14 protein-coding genes are annotated in these 19409 nt (G+C 72.1%); 2 read left to right on the forward strand and 12 right to left on the reverse strand.

Features of this window, described 5'->3' with window-relative positions:
* Window positions 1-17: 17 nt before the first annotated feature.
* From ACZ6ZQ_RS35825 to ACZ6ZQ_RS35840, 4 genes are all read right to left on the reverse strand, one after another.
* Complete coding sequence (locus ACZ6ZQ_RS35825; RefSeq protein ID WP_469772722.1) at window positions 18-782, reverse strand: polysaccharide deacetylase family protein; 765 nt, start codon at window positions 780-782, stop codon at window positions 18-20.
* A 44-nt stretch (window positions 783-826) separates the two neighbouring features.
* Entirely contained in the window at window positions 827-1879 is a 1053-nt protein-coding gene (locus tag ACZ6ZQ_RS35830) for a glycosyltransferase family 2 protein (RefSeq protein ID WP_469772708.1), read from the reverse strand.
* Window positions 1880-1884: 5 nt separating this feature from the next.
* Window positions 1885-2763: a glycosyltransferase family 2 protein gene (locus tag ACZ6ZQ_RS35835; RefSeq protein WP_469772709.1), complete on the reverse strand. Its 879-nt coding sequence runs from the start codon at window positions 2761-2763 to the stop codon at window positions 1885-1887.
* A 328-nt stretch (window positions 2764-3091) separates the two neighbouring features.
* Window positions 3092-3487 (reverse strand): hypothetical protein, encoded by a 396-nt coding sequence (locus ACZ6ZQ_RS35840; protein WP_469772710.1) that lies wholly within the window; start codon window positions 3485-3487, stop codon window positions 3092-3094.
* 250 nt (window positions 3488-3737) lie between these two features.
* On the opposite strand from ACZ6ZQ_RS35840, the gene ACZ6ZQ_RS35845 reads away from it, so the two are divergent.
* Window positions 3738-4544 (forward strand): SGNH/GDSL hydrolase family protein, encoded by an 807-nt coding sequence (locus tag ACZ6ZQ_RS35845; RefSeq protein WP_469772711.1) that lies wholly within the window; start codon window positions 3738-3740, stop codon window positions 4542-4544.
* Here the strand turns inward: ACZ6ZQ_RS35845 and ACZ6ZQ_RS35850 are convergent.
* From ACZ6ZQ_RS35850 to ACZ6ZQ_RS35865, 4 genes are all read right to left on the reverse strand, one after another.
* Window positions 4528-6309, reverse strand: coding sequence for a serine/threonine-protein kinase (locus tag ACZ6ZQ_RS35850; protein ID WP_469772712.1), 1782 nt, complete (start codon window positions 6307-6309; stop codon window positions 4528-4530). The two genes, ACZ6ZQ_RS35845 and ACZ6ZQ_RS35850, sit on opposite strands and share 17 nt — an antisense overlap.
* Before the next feature lie 58 nt (window positions 6310-6367).
* Window positions 6368-7975 (reverse strand): HoxN/HupN/NixA family nickel/cobalt transporter, encoded by a 1608-nt coding sequence (locus ACZ6ZQ_RS35855; RefSeq protein WP_469772713.1) that lies wholly within the window; start codon window positions 7973-7975, stop codon window positions 6368-6370.
* Window positions 7976-8526: 551 nt separating this feature from the next.
* Window positions 8527-9834 (reverse strand): tetratricopeptide repeat protein, encoded by a 1308-nt coding sequence (locus ACZ6ZQ_RS35860; protein WP_469772714.1) that lies wholly within the window; start codon window positions 9832-9834, stop codon window positions 8527-8529.
* Complete coding sequence (locus ACZ6ZQ_RS35865; protein ID WP_469772715.1) at window positions 9831-11357, reverse strand: DUF4331 domain-containing protein; 1527 nt, start codon at window positions 11355-11357, stop codon at window positions 9831-9833. The genes ACZ6ZQ_RS35860 and ACZ6ZQ_RS35865 overlap by 4 nt, the downstream gene beginning before the upstream one ends.
* 244 nt (window positions 11358-11601) lie before the next feature.
* On the opposite strand from ACZ6ZQ_RS35865, the gene ACZ6ZQ_RS35870 reads away from it, so the two are divergent.
* Entirely contained in the window at window positions 11602-11868 is a 267-nt protein-coding gene (locus tag ACZ6ZQ_RS35870) for a hypothetical protein (protein WP_453666219.1), read from the forward strand.
* Window positions 11869-12043: 175 nt separating this feature from the next.
* Here the strand turns inward: ACZ6ZQ_RS35870 and ACZ6ZQ_RS35875 are convergent, their stop codons facing one another.
* The 4 genes from ACZ6ZQ_RS35875 to ACZ6ZQ_RS35890 all read right to left on the reverse strand — a co-directional run.
* The gene (locus ACZ6ZQ_RS35875) at window positions 12044-13351 is read right to left on the reverse strand and encodes a M1 family metallopeptidase (RefSeq protein WP_469772716.1); all 1308 of its coding nucleotides are present in this window, start codon (window positions 13349-13351) and stop codon (window positions 12044-12046) included.
* Between the two features lie 76 nt (window positions 13352-13427).
* Window positions 13428-17468, reverse strand: a complete 4041-nt coding sequence (locus tag ACZ6ZQ_RS35880; RefSeq protein ID WP_469772717.1) for a Pls/PosA family non-ribosomal peptide synthetase — start codon at window positions 17466-17468, stop codon at window positions 13428-13430.
* A 301-nt stretch (window positions 17469-17769) separates the two neighbouring features.
* Window positions 17770-18996 carry a CaiB/BaiF CoA transferase family protein gene (locus tag ACZ6ZQ_RS35885; protein WP_469772718.1) on the reverse strand — a complete coding sequence of 409 codons (1227 nt, stop codon included), beginning with the start codon at window positions 18994-18996 and terminating at the stop codon, window positions 17770-17772.
* Between the two features lie 82 nt (window positions 18997-19078).
* On the reverse strand, window positions 19079-19409 hold a 331-nt coding region (locus tag ACZ6ZQ_RS35890; RefSeq protein ID WP_469772719.1), incomplete at its 5' end, for an ABC transporter permease.

Raw genomic sequence — 19409 nt, forward strand, 5'->3', positions numbered from 1 at the left:
ACGTACCGGTTTCGTACTCATGTGTGGAGCCGCCGCACCGCCCTTCGGGCTGCCCGCAGGACGGCGTAGCCCTTCGTCAGCGCCCGGTCCCGGGCGAAATTGCGGGCGACGGCCCGGCCTTCGACGAGCCGCTCGAACTCCTCGATGCCGGTGGAGCGCCGCACGGTCACCCGCTCCAGCGCATACGGTCCCTGGCGCCGGCGGGCCGGCGCATTGCCCACGGCCAGCGACTGGGCGAAGCCGACCGCCCGGACCATCTGCCTGACGCGCCGGCTGGAGTAGCCGTACGGGTAGGCGAACGAGACCGCAGCCGTTCCCAGTTCCTCGGCGATGATCTCCTTGCAGCGCAGGGTCTCGAAGCGCAGCCGGGCGTCGTCGAGCTGGTCGAGCTGCGGATGGGTGTGGGTGTGGCCGCCGATCTCCGTGCCCGCGGCGGCCAGATCCCGTACCTGGTCCCAGTCGAGCATGGTGTCGAGGGCGCCGCCTTCCTCGTGTGCGCCGCGCAGCCATCCGGTCGACACGAAGAGGGTGGCGGCGAAGCCGTGCTCGGTGAGGACGGGGAGGGCGTGCCGGTGCACGCCCTCGTAGCCGTCGTCGAAGGTGATCAGTACGGGCCGCGGCGGCAGCGGTTCCCCGCGCCGCCAGGCCTGTCCGAGCCGGGCCGTCGTGATCGGGGTGAATCCGCGCTCGCCGAGCAGCGCCATCTGCTCGGCGAATGCGTCCGGTGATACGGACAGTCCGTGTGCCGCCGGTGCGGGCCGGTGCCCGACCGCGTGGTACATGAGGATCGGGACGGCCTGGTCCGCGGCCCGGGTCGCGGCCTGGTTCACGGGGACGACTCACCTCCCGTGCCAGGGCCGGTCCGGCCCCCGGGCGCGTACGCGGTGATCGGGCCGTGCGAGAACGCCACCCCGGCGCGGGTGCGCACGCTCGCCAGTGCGTACCCCGCCGCCGCGGTGGCGACACCGGCGACGATCGCGCCGGCCCGGCCCGCGCCGCCCCGGCGCCCGAGCAGGGCGTCGCGCAGCCCGCGCGCGACGCCCGCCGGGAGCACCCGGGTGGTGTACCGCCGCTCGGTCTCCAGGCCCTTGCCACTGCCGACGCTGTGCGAGACCAGCGCCTTGGACAGGCCTTCGGCGTAGGTACGGGTACGGAAGTAGCCGAACCTCTCGCGCCCGGCGGGGACTTTGTGGTGGATGACGGCGCGGTCGTCGATCAGCAGCACCGCGTGCGGGAGAGCACGGCTGAGCCGGATGCACAGCTCGGTCTCCTCGCAGCCCAGCGGCCGCTTGTCGCCGTCGCGTCCGATGCCGGTGGCGAAGCCGCCCGTGGCGTCGAAGGCGGCACGCCGGAAGGACGCGTTGCCACCGAGGACGTTGCGCACCCGGACGCGTCCGCGCGGCAGCCCCCGGTACGTACAGCCGACGACCCAGTCGAACTCCTCGGGGAACCATGCCGGTCTGCGGCCCGATGCCCAGGCCGGCACGGTCCGCCCGCCGACGGCCATGACCCGCGGATCGTCGTAGCCTTCGTCGAACCAGCGCAGCCAGTCGCGCTCGGCCACGGCGTCGTCGTCGAGGAAGGCGACGATGTCGCCGCGAGCCGCGGCGATTCCGGTGTTGCGCCCGGCGGAGAGGCCGCGGGGGCCCGCGTTGGCGAGCACCCGCACCTCTCCCTGTGCCGTGGCGGTCCCGCAGCCCTTGAACTCGTTGCCGAGCCGCTCCAGCAGCGCCGCGTTGTGGTCGACGACGAGCAGTGTCTCCAGGGCCGGCAGCGACTGCTTCCGCACCGAGTCGACCGCCGCGAGGATGTCCTCCCACCGGTCCTCGGTGTAGACGCAGATCACCACGGAGAAACGCCGGTGAATCGCGTTGCTCACGTGACTCAAGAGACCTCTCCCCGGGGGGCCTTGAGGGTGATGGCGGGCGCACGGCGCGCGGTGCGGCGGACGCCCTTCTCCTGCAGGATCACCTTGAGGACCCGCAGCCCGTCCCGTACGGCGCTGAGGTTGCTGACGCCGTGGATGCGCAGGTACTCGTGGCTGGGCACTTCCTGGACCCGCAGTCCGGCCTTGACGACCCGGATGTTCATCAGGGTCTCGATCTCGAAGCCGGTGCAGTCCAGGGTGACTCTGTCGAGGCAGTGACGCCAGAAGGCGTTGTACCCGTAGCAGAGATCGGTGTAGCGGGCGCCGAACTTGGCGTTGACGATTCCGCAGAGGATGCGGTTGCCGAGCTTGCGGATGGGTGTCATGTCGTCGGTGCCGCCGCCGTTGGCGAAGCGTGAGCCCTTGGCGAAGTCGGCGCCGCCGACCAGGGCGGAGACATAGCTGACGATCTCCTGGCCGTCGGCGGAGCCGTCCGCGTCGACCATGACGATGATGTCGCCGGTGCAGGCGGCGAAGCCGCTGATGAGCGCGTCGCCCTTGCCTCTTCCTGCCTGTTTGACGACCTTGACGTCGGGCCACAGTTCCCTGGCCACATTCACGGTGTTGTCCGTGGAATTGCCGTCGACGAGGACGACTTCATGGATCCATTCCGGCAGTGTCTCGAACACGTACGGAAGGTTCTCCGCCTCGTTCATGGCCGGGATCACGACGCTGACCGGCGGCGCGATCGCGAGATGAGAGGAGATCGGACGGTACTGGGCCGGTATTCGGCCGAGCGCTGTCGTGACGGTCGCCGTCGCGGTGGCCGCGGTGGCTGTGGTGGCTGTGGTCAGCGGACCTTGACCCGGGACCGCCGGGCGCAGGAACGAGCTCATGAGTCGGTTTCCCTCTCGTCCGGTGGACCGCCCACCCCCGGGCGGTCCGGATGAGTGTCCGGTTCGAAAGGGGGGTTCTCACCATGGCCAGGACGGCATCGATCTCCGTGCAGGTTGGGTGAGTCGGTATTGCTGGCCGCGCGGCACGCGACTCGGCACAAGTGCATGACCGAGCACGGCACCCCCCTACCGCGCCCCGCCCCGGAGTCATCGCGACGCTCGACTCCTCCCCTGGAGTCGCCTTGCACGATGGGCCGTTGCGGGTGGATGTACGACGGTATTGATGATTAGGACTGTATGGCAAGACCTGGAACGAGGGCTCACCTTTTTACATCTTTTTCCTCCACAGACGGAAATGCTCAACCCTGTTCCGTATTCCGATGACAAAGAGCAAGAAAGTGATCGCTGCGACAGCGGTGACTCCGCTCTCCACCGACCACAGATCCAGCGCCCGCATCGACTGGGCGACGAGCAGGTCGATCAGGACCGCACCGGCCGCGGACAGGGGAATACGGGCCGCCGGCGTCATGGGGCGGAGCGCCGCGGCGAGTCCGGCGGCCGGTGTGGTGGCGAGGTAGAAGAGCGCGAACGGCGCGCGCAGGGGCGAATCGAGTCCGGCGAGCGCCAGCGTCGCGCCCACCGCTGACGCGGCAAGTGCGCCGCCCGCGAGCACCGGAAGGACGTCCGTCCGGAGTACGGCCGGTTTGGTGAAGATCGTCTGCATGGGCGTGTTTGCCCCTCAGGATGGCGGATTGCCTGGATGCTGAGGCTTGTCATGCTGCGCAGTGCCCGATGGGCCGTCAAGAAGCTCTTCCGGAGGAGTGCTTGCGGAGCAGTGCTTCCGGGGTGCCGGGAAGTGGTGCGTCCGTGCTCGGCGGGCGACCGCTCGCCGATTGTTCTTGGCATGAACACTTCCGGTGAACTATGGGACATGCTACGACAGTTGAGCAGAGATCCTGCTAATGGGAGGTTCCATGAAACTGTCCCGAATCGCGGCAATCTCATCCTCACTCCTCCTCGGCGTCGTCCTCTCCCTCAGCGGGGCCGGAACGGCGCAGGCCGCGCAGGCGGCGGCGGTCGACTACGTGGCCCTCGGCGACTCGTACTCCTCGGGCCTCGGCGCCGGCTCCTACATCAGCGGTAGCGGCAACTGCAAGCGCACCAATCGCGCCTATCCCGCACTCTGGGCCGCGGCCAACTCACCCTCGTCCTTCGCCTTCACTGCCTGCTCGGGTGCCAGAACGAACGATGTGACGAGCAGTCAGCTCGCTCCGCTCAACTCCGCGACCGACCTCGTCTCCCTCACCATCGGCGGCAATGACGCCGGCTTCGCCGACGTCATGACCACCTGTGTGCTGCAGTCCGAAGCCAACTGCATCGCCCGTATCGAAGAGGCGAAGCGCTACGTCGACACCACACTGCCCGGGCGGCTCGACTCGGTGTACAGCGCGATCAGGACCAAGGCGCCGGCCGCGCATGTCGTCGTCCTCGGCTACCCCCGCTTCTACAAGCTCGGCGGCAGCTGCCTCGCGGGGCTCAGTGAGAACGAGCGCGCCGCGATCAATGGTGGCGCCGACCATCTCAACGCCGCCATCGCCAAGCGCGTCGCCGACCACGGATTCACCTTCGCCGATGTCGCACCGACCTTCACCGGGCACGAGATCTGCTCCGGCTCCGCGTGGCTGCACAGCGTCAACTGGCTGAACATCAGCGAGTCGTACCACCCCACCGCGTCCGGACAGTCGGGCGGCTATCTGCCGCCGTTCAGGGCGGCGGCGTAACCGAAACCGCAGGATGGGAAGGTCCGCCGGAGGCCCCGTAGGTGGCGCCGCCAGTGGCACCCTGAGTGGAGCCCTCCGTCGATCCGTCCGTGGATCCGCCCGGGTCGCCCGTCGGCGACTCCGGCTCGCACGTCACCGAGAACGCCACCCAGTTGGACCGCGCCACAACCGGACTCCGGACCTCCATCCGGATCCGGTCGTGGTGCGTCGAGCCCTGCGCGTACGTCAGCTCGATGTGATTGACGTGCCGTGACTTCCCCTCCCCGGAGGGGAAGTCGAGCGTCTTCCAGCCCGCGTCGGAACTCTTGCCGCTCTCGGTCACCCAGCGGTACCCGACGGAGACGGGGGTACGGCCCACCGTGACCGTCGCCCTGAAGGCGGGCGCCTCGGCCTCGGGTGCCGGGCAGGTCCCGCTGTAGCTGCCGTGCACCGTCTGGACGTACACCTTCACACTCTGCCGCGGCGGCGCTGTCGTCGCGGAACTGTGGCCGCCCGGAGTCGTGCTGTCCGCGGGCCCCGGCGTGTCGGCGGACGAGCCGTCCCCGGTCGTACCCGGACCGGCCGTGGCGCCGGCGCTCGTTGTGCCACCACTCGTGATGCCGCCGCCGTCGCTGTTGCCGCTGCCGCCCTTGCCGCCGTCGTCCGGGGGGCCGCCGTTCACCAGGGCGTAGGTGAGGCCGCCGATCGACAGGAGCAGGACGGCGATCCCGGCGGTCAGCACGACCGCGGCACGCCGCGGATGGCCCGGTGACGCGGTGGTGGACGGCGTGGGCGTGGGCGGTCCGAAGGACCCGACCGGCGTGGCCGGCGTGGCCGGCGTGGCCGGTGAGGTGGGTGCGGTGGGTGTGGTGGGTGTGGTGGGTGTGGCCGAGGTGACCGTCACGGCATGCGGGCCGGAGGTGGGCGGGGGAGCGGTACGCGGCGTACCGCCGGCTCCCAGGACCCGCAGCCGGCGCTCGGCCTCCTCGGCCGGCAGCCGTTCCGCCGGATCCTTCCGCAGCAGTCCCGCGATGACCGGCTCCAGCGCTCCCGCTCTGCGCGGCGGTGGCAACTCCTCGTCGACGACCGCGCGCAGCGTGCTGAGCGGTGTGTTCTGGCGGAACGGCGAATGCCCCTCGACCGCCGCGTACAGCAGCACACCGAGCGACCAGAGGTCCGACTCCGGGCCCGGTGTCCGGCCGAGGGCCCGCTCCGGTGCGAGGAACTCGGGCGAGCCGACCAGCTCGCCGGTCATGGTCAGGTTCGACGTCCCCTGGACCCTCGCGATCCCGAAGTCCGTCAGGACGACGCGGCCGTCGTTCGCGAGCAGCACGTTCCCCGGTTTCACGTCCCGGTGCAGCACTCCCGCCTCGTGCGCGCCGCGCAGCGCGGCGAGGATCTCGGCGCCGATGTGCGCGGCACGCTGCGGGGTCATGGGCCCCTCGGCATCGAGGACCTCGGAGAGCGACAGACCGCGGATCAGCTCCATCACGATCCACGGGCGGCCGTCCTGGGTCGCCACGTCGTAGACCGTGACCACATTGCGGTGCGAGATCCGGGCGGCGGCCCAGCCCTCGCGCTCCAGGCGTGCGTAGAGCCGCCGCACGTCGCTGGTGTCGAGCGCGGCGGGCGCCCGGACCTCCTTGACCGCGACCTCCCGCCCCAGCAGCTCGTCGCGGGCCCGCCACACGACGCCCATGCCGCCCTCGCCGAGCCGGCCGAGCAGCCGGTACCGCCCCGCGACCAGCATCGTGTCGTCCCGATCGTCGCCCGGCACTTCGCTCATGACGAGCCCCCCATCCGCAGCAGAGCGACCATCACGGTGGAAACCCCTCCAAGCTAGCTCAACTCATGGCTCCTGCGGCCCCCCTCAGCACCAATCCACATCCCAGTACGAATACGGCGACGGCCGTGCTCAGCGGAGCCGACCGCTGGACGAAGCCGGCCAGCCGCCCCGTGGTCCGCCGCCGAGCCAGCCGTGCGGCCACTCGCGCCCCGATCCGTACGACGGCGAACCCGGCCACGGTGAGGGTGAGGGCGAGACCGGCTCCGTAGGCGACGACGAGCAGGAACCCGAACCAGGCATGCCCGAGCGCGGCGGCCCCGACCAGCACGACCACGGCGGACGGGCTGGGTACCAGGCCCCCCGCGAACCCGAGCAGCACGCTCCGCCGCAGCGGCTGCGGCTTCCCGCGCTCGTGCCCGTGCTCATGTGCGTGCTCGTGCGCAGGCTCGTGGTCGTGTGCAGACCCGTGCTCGTGCGCAGGCTCGTGGTCGTGGCGGTGCTCGTGCCCTGGTGCGTGGTCGTCGGCGCGCTCGTGGTCGTGGCCGTGGTGATGGTGATGGTGACCGCCGCCCAGCCAGTGGACATGGGTGTGTCCGTGCTGGTGCGCCCGGTTGTGCCACGCCCGGCGCACCAGTAGCGCACCCGCCACCGTGACGAGCATCCCGCTCGCCACCCCCAGCCAGCCGACGACCGACGGCGCCACGGCCGAGCCCGCCGCGATGAGGGCGCCGAGGGCGAAGACGCCGAGGGTATGGGTCACGGTCACGGAGGCGCCGAGCGTCAGGACCTCCCGAAGGGAACTGCGGCCGCCGGCTGCCGCAGCCGCGGCCATCAGCGTCTTGCCGTGCCCCGGTGCCAGAGCGTGGAGCGCGCCGAGGCCCAGGGCGATGGCCAGGGCGAGCGCGCCGAACGGCACCGTGAGGTCGCGCTGTTCGACGAGTTCGGTCAGGGCCTGGGCCCAGCGGTCGGCCCCGCGCGGCAGCACCGACGGCGGCGCCACCGGTGCCGGTCCGCCGGCGAGCGCCGGTCCGCCGGGTACCGCTGTGAGGACCGCGGTCGTGCGCTCCGGCGGGGAGTCGAGGAGCCCCGCCGGGTACGCCGAGAGCCTGCGTGACACGGAGTCCTCCGGCACGTCCGACGACGTCAGGGTCGTACGGTCGCCCCGCGCCGTGATCTCCCGCCAGCCGGCCCGGTCACCGCCGCCGGCCCGGAAGCCGACACGCGCCGTCCCGCCCGGCAGCGGAGCCTTCAGCGCGCACTCCACCCGCAGCGTGGGCAGCCCCGCCTGGCCCGGGCGGATCTCGGCCCGGGCGGCACCGACCGCGAGGGCGACCGGCCGCCCGTCCACACTCAGCCGCGCCTCGCCCGCGGCCGACGAGCAGCGCTCCTTCGCCCACGCCGAGAGGCCACCGGCCGGAAACCGCTCCGGCCTGATCCGGGCCGTCGGGATCTCCGCCAGGTCCTCGACATGGTCGACCTTCAACTCGTCCTCGCCGACGACGAGTCCGTCGTACCGGTTGACCGTGAAGTTCCCCAGAGGGTGCGCCGCGGCGGGTGCCGCGCCTGCGGCCAGCAGCGCGACGACCGCGACCCCGACCGCCGCGGCGGCGGCCAGGGCGCGCCGCCCCGTGCCGCGCGGCGACGCGCCGGGGCCGGCGGATCCCACCGGGCTCGCGTGTCGTGCTGCCGCACCTAGGGCCTGTCGTTCGGATCTTGCCGGGCTCGCGTGCCCTGGCACGCACTCCCCCAGAGCTTCGCCTGGGGGGACCCCCAGCAGCGTTGTCGTCAGTCGCCAATGCTCCGCAGTGGCTCCCTCCTCCGCCTTGCATCTGCACGCGCCAGACCCCGCTCGCCCCGCGGCGGTAGCCGCAGATGTCGCTGCCGGCCTGATCCAAACGACAGGCCCTAGCCGCTCCCCCTGGGCCCTGCGGGCCCGGGAGGTGCCCCCGGTCGCCGGTCGCCGTGACTCCGCCATGACTCTCCCCCTGCCTTCGGCGGGGGGACGCCCGTCCTCCGGGAAGTCCTCCGCCTCGCGATGCGTCCCCTCGGCCCCTGCGGGGCTGGGGAGAGCCCATGCACCGGACGCCACTCGCCGGCCCGGCCCGAACCGCACGACACCCCCTGGCGGCCGTACGCGCGCCAGGCAGCCCCGAGCCCCGGCCGCCATCGCGGCAACGGCGACCAACACCACGGCGACGGCGCTCCCGATGTCGCTCCTCATGACGCCTCCAGACCGTCCAGCGCGCGCCGTGCCTCGCGGGAACCGACGGGGGAGAAGGCGGGGTTGAGCGCCAGCGCGCGGGACAGGGAGGCCCGTGCGCCGGCCTTGTCCCCCGTGGCCCGCTCGATCATGCCGCGGTGGTACAGGAACACGGCGTTCTGGTAGCCGGACCCGGTCGCCCGGCGGGCGTGGGGGAGCGCGTCCTGGGAACGGCCCGCTCGGTGCAGGGCCCAGGCGAGTGCGTCCTCGGTGTGCACGGTGCGGCGGCGCTGCCATTCGGCCTGGGCCGCGCGCAGGGCCTCGGCGCGGTCGCCGTGATCCGCTGCGGCGAGCGCCGTGTCCAGGTCGGGGTTCACGCCGCCCGCGCGGGCGAGACCCGTCCACGTGCCGACGACCGCGTACTGCTGCTGGGCGAGTTCACGCTTCCCGCTCGCCTCGTACAGCTCACCGAGCGCCACAAGACGTCCAGGCAACGGCGATTGATCGACGATCTCCTCGAACTCCTTGACGGCCGCTGGGAGACCGCCCTTCGCGGCCGTCGCCCGCGCCCGGCATTCGCGCGCCTCCAGATTCCCCGGCTGGGCCTTCAAGGCCAGGCCGCAGTGCCGCAACGCCTCGTCGTACGCGCCCTGCGACCAGGCCAGTTGACCGAGCGCGGTCGCCGTATAGGCGATATCGGCACGCGCGCTCGCCGATCCCCTGGCGAGATCCAGCACCCGCCGCGCCTCCGACGTGTCTCCGCGCAGCTCATGGACGTACGCGAAGCGCGTGAAGACGGGGATGCCGGGACGCCGCGCATCCGCCAGTTCCGCGGCCTTCAACGCCTCGTCGTATCGGCCGAGTTCGACGAGCGCGTCGATCCGTACGGCGAGCCCGCGCTCACTGTACGGATTGACGGAGAGCGCCCGGTCCGCGTCCCGCAGCGCCGCCGTGAAGTCGTGCCGCGCGGCGGCCAGGGCGGCCCGCCCGGCGAGCGCCTCGGCATTGTCATCCGGCCGTAGCCGCAGGGAGCGGGCGAAGGCCTGCTCGGCCTGGGGATAGCGCGAGGGGTCGCCGTCGGCTCTGGCCTCCTCGACGTACGCGGCGCCGAGCGCCGCCCAGGCGCCCGCATCCTTCGGCTGCGCCTTCAGATGCGCCTGCAGGGGACGCACACCTTGACCGACAGCGGCTCCGGCGGCCGCCGGAGCGGTGGGGACGGGCAGCTCGCTCGCGCCCCCCACCACCGCTCCCACGGCTGTCAGCACGAACGCCAGCCCCACGACCCCGGCTCCGAGCTGCCACGCGGCACCCGTGCCTGGCTTCATGACCACCTGCCGCGCCGCCGCATCCGCCACCACGCGAGGCCCAGACCCACGAGCACGATGCCCGCGCCCGCCGCCGCCACCGACGCGGTCAGGACCGTACGGTTGCCCGAGGCGTCGCCCGCCGTGAGCGCGGAGCCTCCGTTGAGCTGGCTGCGATTGCCTGCGCCCTTGGCCAGCGGCCCGTCCGAGCCCGACGTCGGCAGCGCCACGTACGGGAAGGCCGAGCCGAACGCCTGGTCGTTCGCGTCCACCGCGTCGCCCAAGTCGTTCTTCTTGCCCAGCAGTTCGCCCTCGACGACCTGGAGCGAGATGTCCACGACGTCGTCGGTCAGCCGCCGCCCGTTCGGGTAGCCGGCGTTGTCGCCGTCCAGTACGCCCAGCCGCTTCGGCGCGGACGTGGGTGGGACCGCCGTGTTCAGGCGCAGCGCCTCGGCCGGCCGTACGTTCGGCGGCTGGTTCAGGTCCTTGACCCCGGTGAGGAACACGGACACGAGGTCGTCGCGTGGCTCCTCCGGGGCTTCGATCTTGTAGATGCCCTCGATGAGCTTCGGCAGCTCGGGATTGGTGACGGACTTCAGGAAGTCGCCGTCGTTCCACGGCGCGGACGCGTTGAACTTGTCCTTGTCCTTGAGCGGCAGGACGACCTCGTTGACCAGCGGCATACCGAGCCGTGAGACCTGGGTCCAGTCACCGCTCGCGTTCCTGCGGTGGGTGGTGGACCAGATGCCGACCACGGGCTGTCCGACCGACTGCCGGATGTGGTCCGACGGCACCTGCAGCGCGATGGTGTTGACGTTGTAGCCCTTCAGCGTGTCCCGGCCGACCTCGGACAGGTCGCCTCCGTACAGCAGGTCGAAGACGCGCAGGTCGAGGAAGAACGGATCGTCGGCCTGCCCTGCGAACGCCGTGCTGCCGTCCTGCAGTTTGCGCACCGCCTGGTGCCGCAGGTGCGCATAGTCCGGCATGGACGCTTTGCCCACGTTCGAGGGGGCGACCGGCACATCGTCAGCGATCTTGGTGGTGGAGATCACATGCTGGTTCCGCAGTCGCAGCAGCTCGATGTCATAGCTCTGCGTGATGTTGAGGTCCGGGTCGTCCAGGCTGGTCACGGGACCCGTGTTGAACAGGAACGTGTCGCCGTTCTTGACCTGGTCGTGGAACGTCCAGCGGTAGAGCAGGTCGCCCTGGGCGTCCCCGTCCGAATCGATGTGGATGTCGTAGCGGGCGTCGTTCGCGAACCGGTAGAAGTTCGGTCCGCCGGCGGGCTCCTCGAACGGCAGCCAGTTGGCGACGATCGTCGTCGTGTCGGGCCGGTCGGGGCTGACGAACGCGTAGACGTCCGTGTTGTCGTACTGGGGCTGACCGGAGATCAGCGGGGCCTCACGATGGCTCGATGCGTTCGCCGACCCCGGTGCGAGGGTGGTGCTCACGCCGGCGGCCGCGAGCCCCCCGGCTGCCAGCGCACCACAGATGAGCGCGGCAAGACTCCTGCGCCCCCGTGTGCTCCTGTTGAGAGAGATCATGTCCGTCCCGTCCTGTACGAGGAGTTGAGCACTGCCTGGTGACAGGTGTTCGGGACTGATGGGCGGGTGGATTGGCCGACTTCGAAAACTGTCCAACTCGCCCTGGAATCAGATGGATTCAGTGCGTGGCCGTCAACCACCGTACGAGTGTGCTGAATCCGGCGACCGGGATACACGAGTGTCACCGCGGGGCGATAGGGTTAACCTGCCCGGGCCGGGTGCCCTCGTACGGGTGGGGAGTGACATGGAACAGATAACGGTGCGCAGCAGGCCGCGAGTGCCTGCGATCACATGTGGGAGCAGTGCGACCAGCTCGCGTCTCGACCGCCATCTCGCGGTGCTCGGCGGACCTGCCGTGCCGCAGCGCGAGGCGGCCGAGGCGACATCGCTGATGCTTGAGCTGACGACGCGTGATGTCGCGCACACCCGCGGCAGCAAGAGCGCGCGCGTCTCGCTCTTCGCGCCGCTGCGCAGGCTTCGGCGCTCGCTCTTCGGCAGCCGCGGCCAGTAGGCCGGCGGGGTGGCCGGCCGGCGGCGCCGGGCACGCGTGACCGTTCACGCGCACCCGTCCCCTTCTCACCGGCCCGGTTCCAAGGCCCGACCACCCCTGCCCCGCCCGGTTCTTGAGTCCCTGAACCTGAAGTACGGGGCTCAGGACTCCGCACGCCCAGGGCTCCCCACCCGGGTCAGCGGCGTTGCTGAGGCAGAACCGGAAGCTTCGTCTCGTACAGCCACATCGTGAACAGCTTGTCCAGCGGCCGCGTGGAGTGCTGCCGGGCGAGCGCGATGAACTCCTCCGTCGTCACCACACCGTGCCGGTGGGTCGCGGTCCACTCCCGCAGCAGCCCCACGAAGGCCGCGTGCCCGATCTCTGTGCGCAGCGCGTGCAGAGTGAGCGCGCCACGCTCGTAGACCCGGTCGTCGAACAGGCGCCGCAACCCCGGGTCGGCGATCCGGACATCCTGCCGCATCAGCGCGAGCCGGGCCCGGGACTTGGCCGCCATGGCCGTCGCCGACGGGCCGCCGGACATCTCGGACCACAGCCACTCGGCGTACTTCGCGAAGCCCTCGTTGAGCCAGATGTGCCGCCAGTCGGCGACGGTCAGGCTGTTGCCGAACCACTGGTGCGCCAGCTCGTGCGCGACGAGCCGCTCGCTGCCGCGCCGGCCGTCGACATGGTTGGCACCGAAGATCGAAAGGCCCTGTGCCTCGACGGGCACATCCAGCTCCTCGTCGACGACCACGACCGCGTAGTCGTCGAAGGGGTAGGGCCCGAAGAGGTCCTGGAAGACCGTCATCATCTGGGGCTGGCGTGCGAAGTCGTGCTCGAAGCGGCCCAGCAGTTCGCGCGGCACGGCGGCCGGCTGCGGCACCGCCCCCGCGTGCGGCACGTCGACCAGCTCGTAACGACCGATCTGGACGGTCGCCAGATAGGTCGCCATCGGCGCGGGCTGCTCGTACACCCACGTCGTCGTGGAGGCGCTGATCGTACGAGAGGTGAGGGAGCCGTTGGCGATCACGGTGTACGGCGTGGGGGCGGTCACCACGATCCGGTAGGCGGCCTTGTCGTCGGGCCGGTCGTTGCACGGGAACCAGGATCTGGAACCATGCGGTTGCGAGGCCACCAGAGCGCCCTCGTGCAGTTGCTCCCAGCCGATGTCGCCCCACTCCCGGGTGCGAACGGCATGCGGGATGCCGCTGTACCGCACCTCGACGGTGAAGGTGGCGCCGGCGCGGAGCGGCCGTGCCGGCCGTATCCGCAGCTTGTCCCCGCGGTGCGTGTAGCGAGCCGGTCGGCCCCCGTCCACCAGCACCTTTCCCAGGCGGAACTGCCCGAGGTCGAGGACGACCTCGGGCAGCGCACGCTCGGCGACGGCGGTGATCCTGGCCCGCCCGGAGAGCCGGCCGGTGTGCGGCAGGTAGTCCAGTTCCAGGTCGTACTCCGTCGTCCGATAGCCGCCGTCTCCGTGCTGCGGCAGGTAGGAATCCGTCACCCTCGTGCGTCCTCCGGTCTTGCCCTGTGCTGTACCGGTGCTGAGCTGTGCCCGTGCTGTGCGGTTGCGGCTGCGTTCACTTCCTCCACGCCGCGATCGGGTTGCCCAGCCACCGGGTGTCCGCGGGCACCCTCTCCCCGCGCATCACCAGCGACGCCGGCCCGACCGCGGCCCGGTCCCCGAGCACCGCGCCGGGCAGCACGATGCCGTGTGGACCGAGTGTCGCACCCGCTCCGAGGACGACATTGTCCATGCGCATGATCCGGTCGTGGAAGAGGTGGGTCTGCACCACGCAGCCACGATTGACGCTGACACCGCGGCCGATGGTGACGAGGTCGGCCTCCGGGAGCCAGTACGTCTCGCACCAGGCGCCGCGGCCGATGCGGGCACCGAGGCCGCGCAGCCACAGGCTCATCAGCGGCGTACCGGCGGTCGCGCCGACCAGCCACGGCACGGCGAGCACCTCCACGAAGGTGTCGGCAAGCTCGTTGCGCCATACGAAGGACGACCACAGCGGGTGCTCGACCGCCTTGAACCGGCCGACCAGCAGCCACTTCATCGCGATGGCGACCAGGCACGCCACCAGGCCCGCGGCCGTCAGCAGCACGCCGCCGCTCAGCACCGCGACCGCGAAACCGAAGCGGCCGGCCAGCAGATCGAAGGCCGCGAGCGCGAGCACGGCGAGTGCCACCGCACACATGACCGGCACGATCCGGCACAGCTCGACGCACGCACGCGCCCACTTCAGCCGCTGCGGCGGGGCGAAAGTGCGGCTCTGGTCGCTCTCCTCGGCCGCCCGGGGCAGCTTCATCGGAGGCATGCCGAGATACGAGGAGCCCGCCTTCGCCCGCTTCGGGGCCGCCGACAGCACACCGACAAGGCCGCGTTTGGGCACGCGGCGGCCCGCGGCCGTCATCCCGGAGTTGCCGAGGAAGGCACGCTTGCCGACACGTGCCTCGGCGATGTGGAGCCAGCCGCCGCCCAGCTCGTACGAGGCCACCATCGTGTCGTCGGCGAGGAACGCCCCGTCGCCGACCGTGGTCATGGCGGGCAGCGCGAGCACGGTCGACGCCTCGACCCCGCGCCCGATCTTCATGCCGAGGGCCCTCAGCCACACCGGCGTGAAGAGGCTCGCGTACAGCGGGAAGAGATGCACGCGTGCCATGTCCATCAGCCGCTCGGTCGCCCATGCCTGCCAGGCGACCCGGCCGTGGACCGGGTGGTAGCCCTCGCGCAGTCCGATGGAGAGTGCGCGCACCCCGACGAGGATCAGCAGCGCGTACGCGATCATGGCGGCGGCCGTCGCGAACGGTACGGCGGTCAGCGCCGCCGCCACGGCCTCGCCGAGGCCGGTACGGCCACCCACGAAGGAGCCGATCACCAGTAGACCCGGCAGCGCCGCGAGTGCGGGCAGCAGTCCGAGGACCAGCGAGGTCACCGTGTACATCACGGTCCAGCGGCGCCGGCGCACGGGGCGGCCCTCAGGGAGGCGGCGATTGGCCTTGCCCTTGCGCGAGGCAGGGACGCCCGACCAGCGCTCGCAGGACGGGACCGTGCCCGTCACACCCGAGCCCGGGGCGATCTCGGCCCGCTTGCCGACCCGCGCGCCGGGGAAGAGGGTGCTGCGGGCGCCGACGGTGGCGCCGGCCCCGATCCGTACGGTGCCGATGTGCAGCCGGTCGCCGTCCAGCCAGTGACCGGACAGATCCACCTCGGGCTCGACGGCGGCACCCTTGCCGAGCCGCAGCATGCCGGTCACCGGCGGCAGGGCGTGCAGATCGACGTCCTCGCCGATCTGCACGCCGAGCGCCCGGGCGTAGTACGTGAGCCAGGAGCCGGCGAGGCCGGTCGCGCCGCTCAGCTCGGCGAGTCGCTCGGCGGTCCACAGCCGCAGATGGGTGCGTCCGCCGCGGGGGTAGGTGCCGGGGCGCACCCCATGCAGCAGCAGTCGTGCCCCGCCCGCCGCGATCACGATCCGCCCGGGCGGGCTGACGACGAGCAGCCAGCCGAGCGCGACCCACCACCACGAGACGGCGGGTGCCCAGGGCAGCCCGACGACGTTGTTGACGGCGGCGGCCACGACGCTCCACCGCAGGCCGGCGACGGTGAGCAGCGGCAGCATGAGCAGCACTTGCGTGACCCCGGTGCGCAGGGCCACCGGCTGCACCGTGCGGACCTTCGCGCCGCCCTTGGAGGCGGCCTCCAGTGTCCGCGCGAGTGCGCCGAGGGTCGGGTTCTGGTAGATGTCGCCGACGGACCCGGTGGCGAACCGCTCCCGGATCCGCGACACCAGCTGCGCCGCGGCGAGACTGCCACCGCCGTTGGCGAAGAAGTCCGCGTCCGGTCCGGTGACGGGTGTCCCGAGGAGTTCGGCCCACTGCTCGGCGAGCCATGCCTCGGTCTCGCTGAAGCCGGCATCGCCGCCGGAGGTGTCCGGTCCGCTGCCCGGCAGCGGCCAGGGCAGCGCATCGCGGTCCACCTTGCCGGACGTCCGGGTCGGCAGATCGTCCACGACGGCGATGACGGGCACGAGCGCGGCGGGCAGCTCCTTGCGGAGCCGGGCCGTGGCATCGGCCACGTCGAACTCGATGCCGGACTCCGCGCTCGACCCGATGTCGGACTTCGCGCCCGGCCCGATGCCGGACTCTGCGCCCGAGTCCGCGCCCGACCCGATGCCGGACTCCGCGCCGGCCCGCGGGCCCGGGGCCGCGTCCTCGACGGCCTCGGCGTCGGACGACTCCTCGGCGCCGCGGCTCGGGACCACGTAGCCCACCAGCAGCTGGTGCCCCGCGCCCGTCGTGCGGACCGCCGCCGCCGCGCCCGCGACGCCCGGCAGGGCCTGGAGCGCCGCGTCGATCTCGCCCAGCTCGATACGGCGGCCGCCGAGCTTGATCTGTTCGTCCGCGCGGCCGACGAAGAGCAGGCCCTCCGCCTCCGCGCGGACCAGGTCGCCGCTGCGGTAGGCGCGGTCCCAGCCCAGTGCGGGCAGCGGCGCGTACTTCTCGGCGTCCTTGGCCGCGTCCAGGTACCTCGCGAGGCCGACGCCTCCGATCACGAGCTCACCGGTCTCGCCCAGCGCCACGATCTCGCCCCGGGCATCCACGACCGCGAGTTCCCAGCCGTCCAGCGGCAGCCCGATCCGTACCGGCCCTTCGCCGGTCAGCGGGGCGGCGCAGGCGACGACGGTCGCTTCGGTGGGGCCGTAGGTGTTCCAGACCTCACGCCCGGGGACGGCCATGCGCTCGGCCAGCTCGGGCGGGCAGGCCTCGCCCCCGAAGATCAGCAGCCGTACGTCGTCGAGTGCCTCGGCGGGCCAGAGCGCGGCAAGTGTGGGGACCGTCGAGACGACGGTGATGCGCTGCTCGACGAGCCAGGGGCCGAGGTCGAGGCCGGTGCGTACGAGGGAGCGGGGCGCGGGCACCAGGCAGGCGCCGTGCCGCCAGGCCAGCCACATCTCCTCGCAGGAGGCGTCGAAGGCGACGGAGAGCCCCGCGAGCACCCGGTCGCCCGGGCCGAGCGGTGCGCCCGTCAGGAAGAGCCGCGCCTCGGCGTCGACGAAGGCGGCGGCGCTGCGGTGGCTGACGGCGACGCCCTTGGGCTTCCCGGTGGAGCCGGAGGTGAAGATGATCCAGGCGTCGTCGTCCGGGCCGGGGCGGCGGCCGGTGGCGCCACCGGGGGCGCCGCTCGGGGTGATGCTCCGGTCCGCGCCTATGACGGCGCTGACCGCGGCCTCGGCGAAGACGAGTTCGGCACGCTCCTCGGGGTCCTCGGCGTCGACGGGGACGTAGGCGGCGCCGGCCGCCAGTACGGCGAGGATCGAGACGTACAGATCGGCGGTCCCGGACGGGACGCGGACGCCGACCCGGTCGCCGACGCCGATCCCCGCCCCGGTGAGCCGCAGCCGCAGTGTCTCGACCTCGGTGAGGAGGGAGCGGTACGTGAGGGGCGTGGCGCCGTCGTCTACGGCGAGTGCCTCCGGGTGGCGGCGGGCGGTCTCGTCGAGGATGTCGAGGAGGGTTCGTTCCGCCGGGGTACTCCCGGCGGCGAAGAGAGCCGGCGCGGGTGCCTCGTCGAGCAGGGGGTCGAGGAGGGTCGGGGGCTCCGGGGCGACGGTCATACAGTGCGCCGATCGCCGGCCGGCTCTGCACAGGGCCCGTTCATACGCATCTCTCACTCTCCGTCGTCGTGGCGAGTGCGCTGCGAATCCATGTTCCGCGCACGGCAAACGAGGAGTTTATCCAGTGATCATTTGACTTGCCTGTTGTGCTCCACGGCGACGCAGTGGCCCGGCGGTCCCGCCGACGAGCCCCGGGAACGTGCATCACCGCAGGTCACAACCCTCGATCGCGGAATGTGACGCCGCGCCTACCGACCGGTGCCGACCCGTCCCGCTGTGGCGAAGGGCACGCACAAAACGGTCACTCAGGGCGTCCGTCGGGTGCCTGTCCTGTCACGACCACCCCGTCCCGGTGGAGCTCCGCCCTCTGCTCGGGCGTCAGGCCCGCCTCGCGGAGCAGGGCGTCGGTGTGCTCACCGAGGGCCGGGATCGCGCCCATGCGCGGCTCCGGACCACCGGGGAAGGTGATCGGCGGCAGCATCGCCCGCAGCGGACCCGTGGGCGAGGGCACATCGCGCCAGCGGGAGCGGGCCGCCAGCTGCGGATGGTCCGCCAGGTCCTCGACCGTGTTGAGGCGGGCGCAGGCGATGCCCGCGGCTTCCAGCCGGGCCACGGCCTGGGCCGCGTCCAGCCGCGCCAGCGCCCCGGCGACCGCGGCGTCCGTCCTCGCGCGGTTCGCGGTACGCGCCGTGTTCGTCGCGAAGGCCGGATCGGTGGCGAGGTCGGGGCGGCCCAGCACCTGCTCGGCCAGCCGCCGCCACTCCCGGTCGTTCTGCACCGACAGCAGCACCTGCCCGCCGTCCGCCGTCGGATACGCGTCGTAGGGCGCGATGACGGCGTGCGCCACGCCCGTGCGCGCCGGCGCCGAGCCCCCGTGCATCCCGTGGTGCAGCGGATGCCCCATCCACTCGGCGAGCGACTCCAGCATCGAGATCTCCACCGGCCCGCCGCGCCCCGTGGTGCCCCGGCGCAGCAGCGCCGCCAGCACGCCGGAGAACGCGTACATCGCCGCCGCGACGTCCGCCGCCGGGATGCCCGCCTTCACCGGCTGCTCCGGCGTGCCGGTCACGGACACCAGCCCCGCCTCGCACTGGACGAGCATGTCGTAGGCGCGCTTGGGGGCGTACGGGCCGTCCGCGCCGTATCCGGAGATGTCCACCGCGATCAGCCGGGGGTGCGCGGCGCACAGGGTGGCCGCGTCCAGGCCGAGCCGGGCAGCCGCGCCCTGGGCGAGGTTCTGCACGAACACGTCGGCGTCCGCGATGAGCCTGCGGACCACCTCGATCCCCCGTGGATCCTTCAGATCGACGGCGAGGGACTCCTTGCCGCGGTTGCACCACACGAAGTGCGAGGCGAGCCCCTGGGCCGCGGTGTCGTAGCCCCGGGCGAAGTCTCCGCCGTCCGGGCGCTCGACCTTGATGACGCGGGCCCCGAGGTCGGCGAGCTGCCGGGTGGCGAAGGGGCCCGAGACGGCCTGTTCGACGGCGACGACCGTGACGCCGTCGAGGGGCAGTGGCTGTTGGCTCATGACAGCCGTACCTATCGTGTACGGCACACCTTTGTCATCCTCCGGTCCTGCCGGTCCCTGCCGTCCTCCGGCCGGTCTCCGGTCATGTGCGGGCGTACCGGCGGACCGCCGCAGGTGCGCACACCGCGATGAGCAGGAGCGACCAGGCCACGGCTCCGGCGACCGGATGGGCGACGGGCCAGGCGGCGTCCGCCGGCACCGCCGCGTTGCCGAAGAGGTCCCGTACCGCCGTCGTCACCGCGCTGATTGGGTTCCACTCTGCGACCGTACGCAGCCCGGCCGGCAGATTGTCCGTCGGGATGTACGCGTTCGACAGCAGCGACTCCGACAACGCAGCGAGGTGCCGCAGCTGGGGGTACTCCCCCTGGCTCCGCCGGGGGCACCCCCACCCAGGCGAAGCTCTGGGGGAGCGT

Source organism: Streptomyces sp. NPDC053673 (genome assembly GCF_055585225.1).

Coding starts and splice junctions, on each gene's coding strand:
- ACZ6ZQ_RS35860 (WP_469772714.1), bottom strand. CDS start 9,834: ATGAAGCCAGGCACGGGTGCCGCGTGGCAGCTCGGAGCCGGGGTCGTG.
- ACZ6ZQ_RS35885 (WP_469772718.1), bottom strand. CDS start 18,996: ATGAGCCAACAGCCACTGCCCCTCGACGGCGTCACGGTCGTCGCCGTC.
- ACZ6ZQ_RS35880 (WP_469772717.1), bottom strand. CDS start 17,468: ATGACCGTCGCCCCGGAGCCCCCGACCCTCCTCGACCCCCTGCTCGAC.
- ACZ6ZQ_RS35870 (WP_453666219.1), top strand. CDS start 11,602: ATGGAACAGATAACGGTGCGCAGCAGGCCGCGAGTGCCTGCGATCACA.
- ACZ6ZQ_RS35850 (WP_469772712.1), bottom strand. CDS start 6,309: ATGAGCGAAGTGCCGGGCGACGATCGGGACGACACGATGCTGGTCGCG.
- ACZ6ZQ_RS35825 (WP_469772722.1), bottom strand. CDS start 782: ATGTACCACGCGGTCGGGCACCGGCCCGCACCGGCGGCACACGGACTG.
- ACZ6ZQ_RS35840 (WP_469772710.1), bottom strand. CDS start 3,487: ATGCAGACGATCTTCACCAAACCGGCCGTACTCCGGACGGACGTCCTT.
- ACZ6ZQ_RS35865 (WP_469772715.1), bottom strand. CDS start 11,357: ATGATCTCTCTCAACAGGAGCACACGGGGGCGCAGGAGTCTTGCCGCG.
- ACZ6ZQ_RS35845 (WP_469772711.1), top strand. CDS start 3,738: ATGAAACTGTCCCGAATCGCGGCAATCTCATCCTCACTCCTCCTCGGC.
- ACZ6ZQ_RS35835 (WP_469772709.1), bottom strand. CDS start 2,763: ATGAGCTCGTTCCTGCGCCCGGCGGTCCCGGGTCAAGGTCCGCTGACC.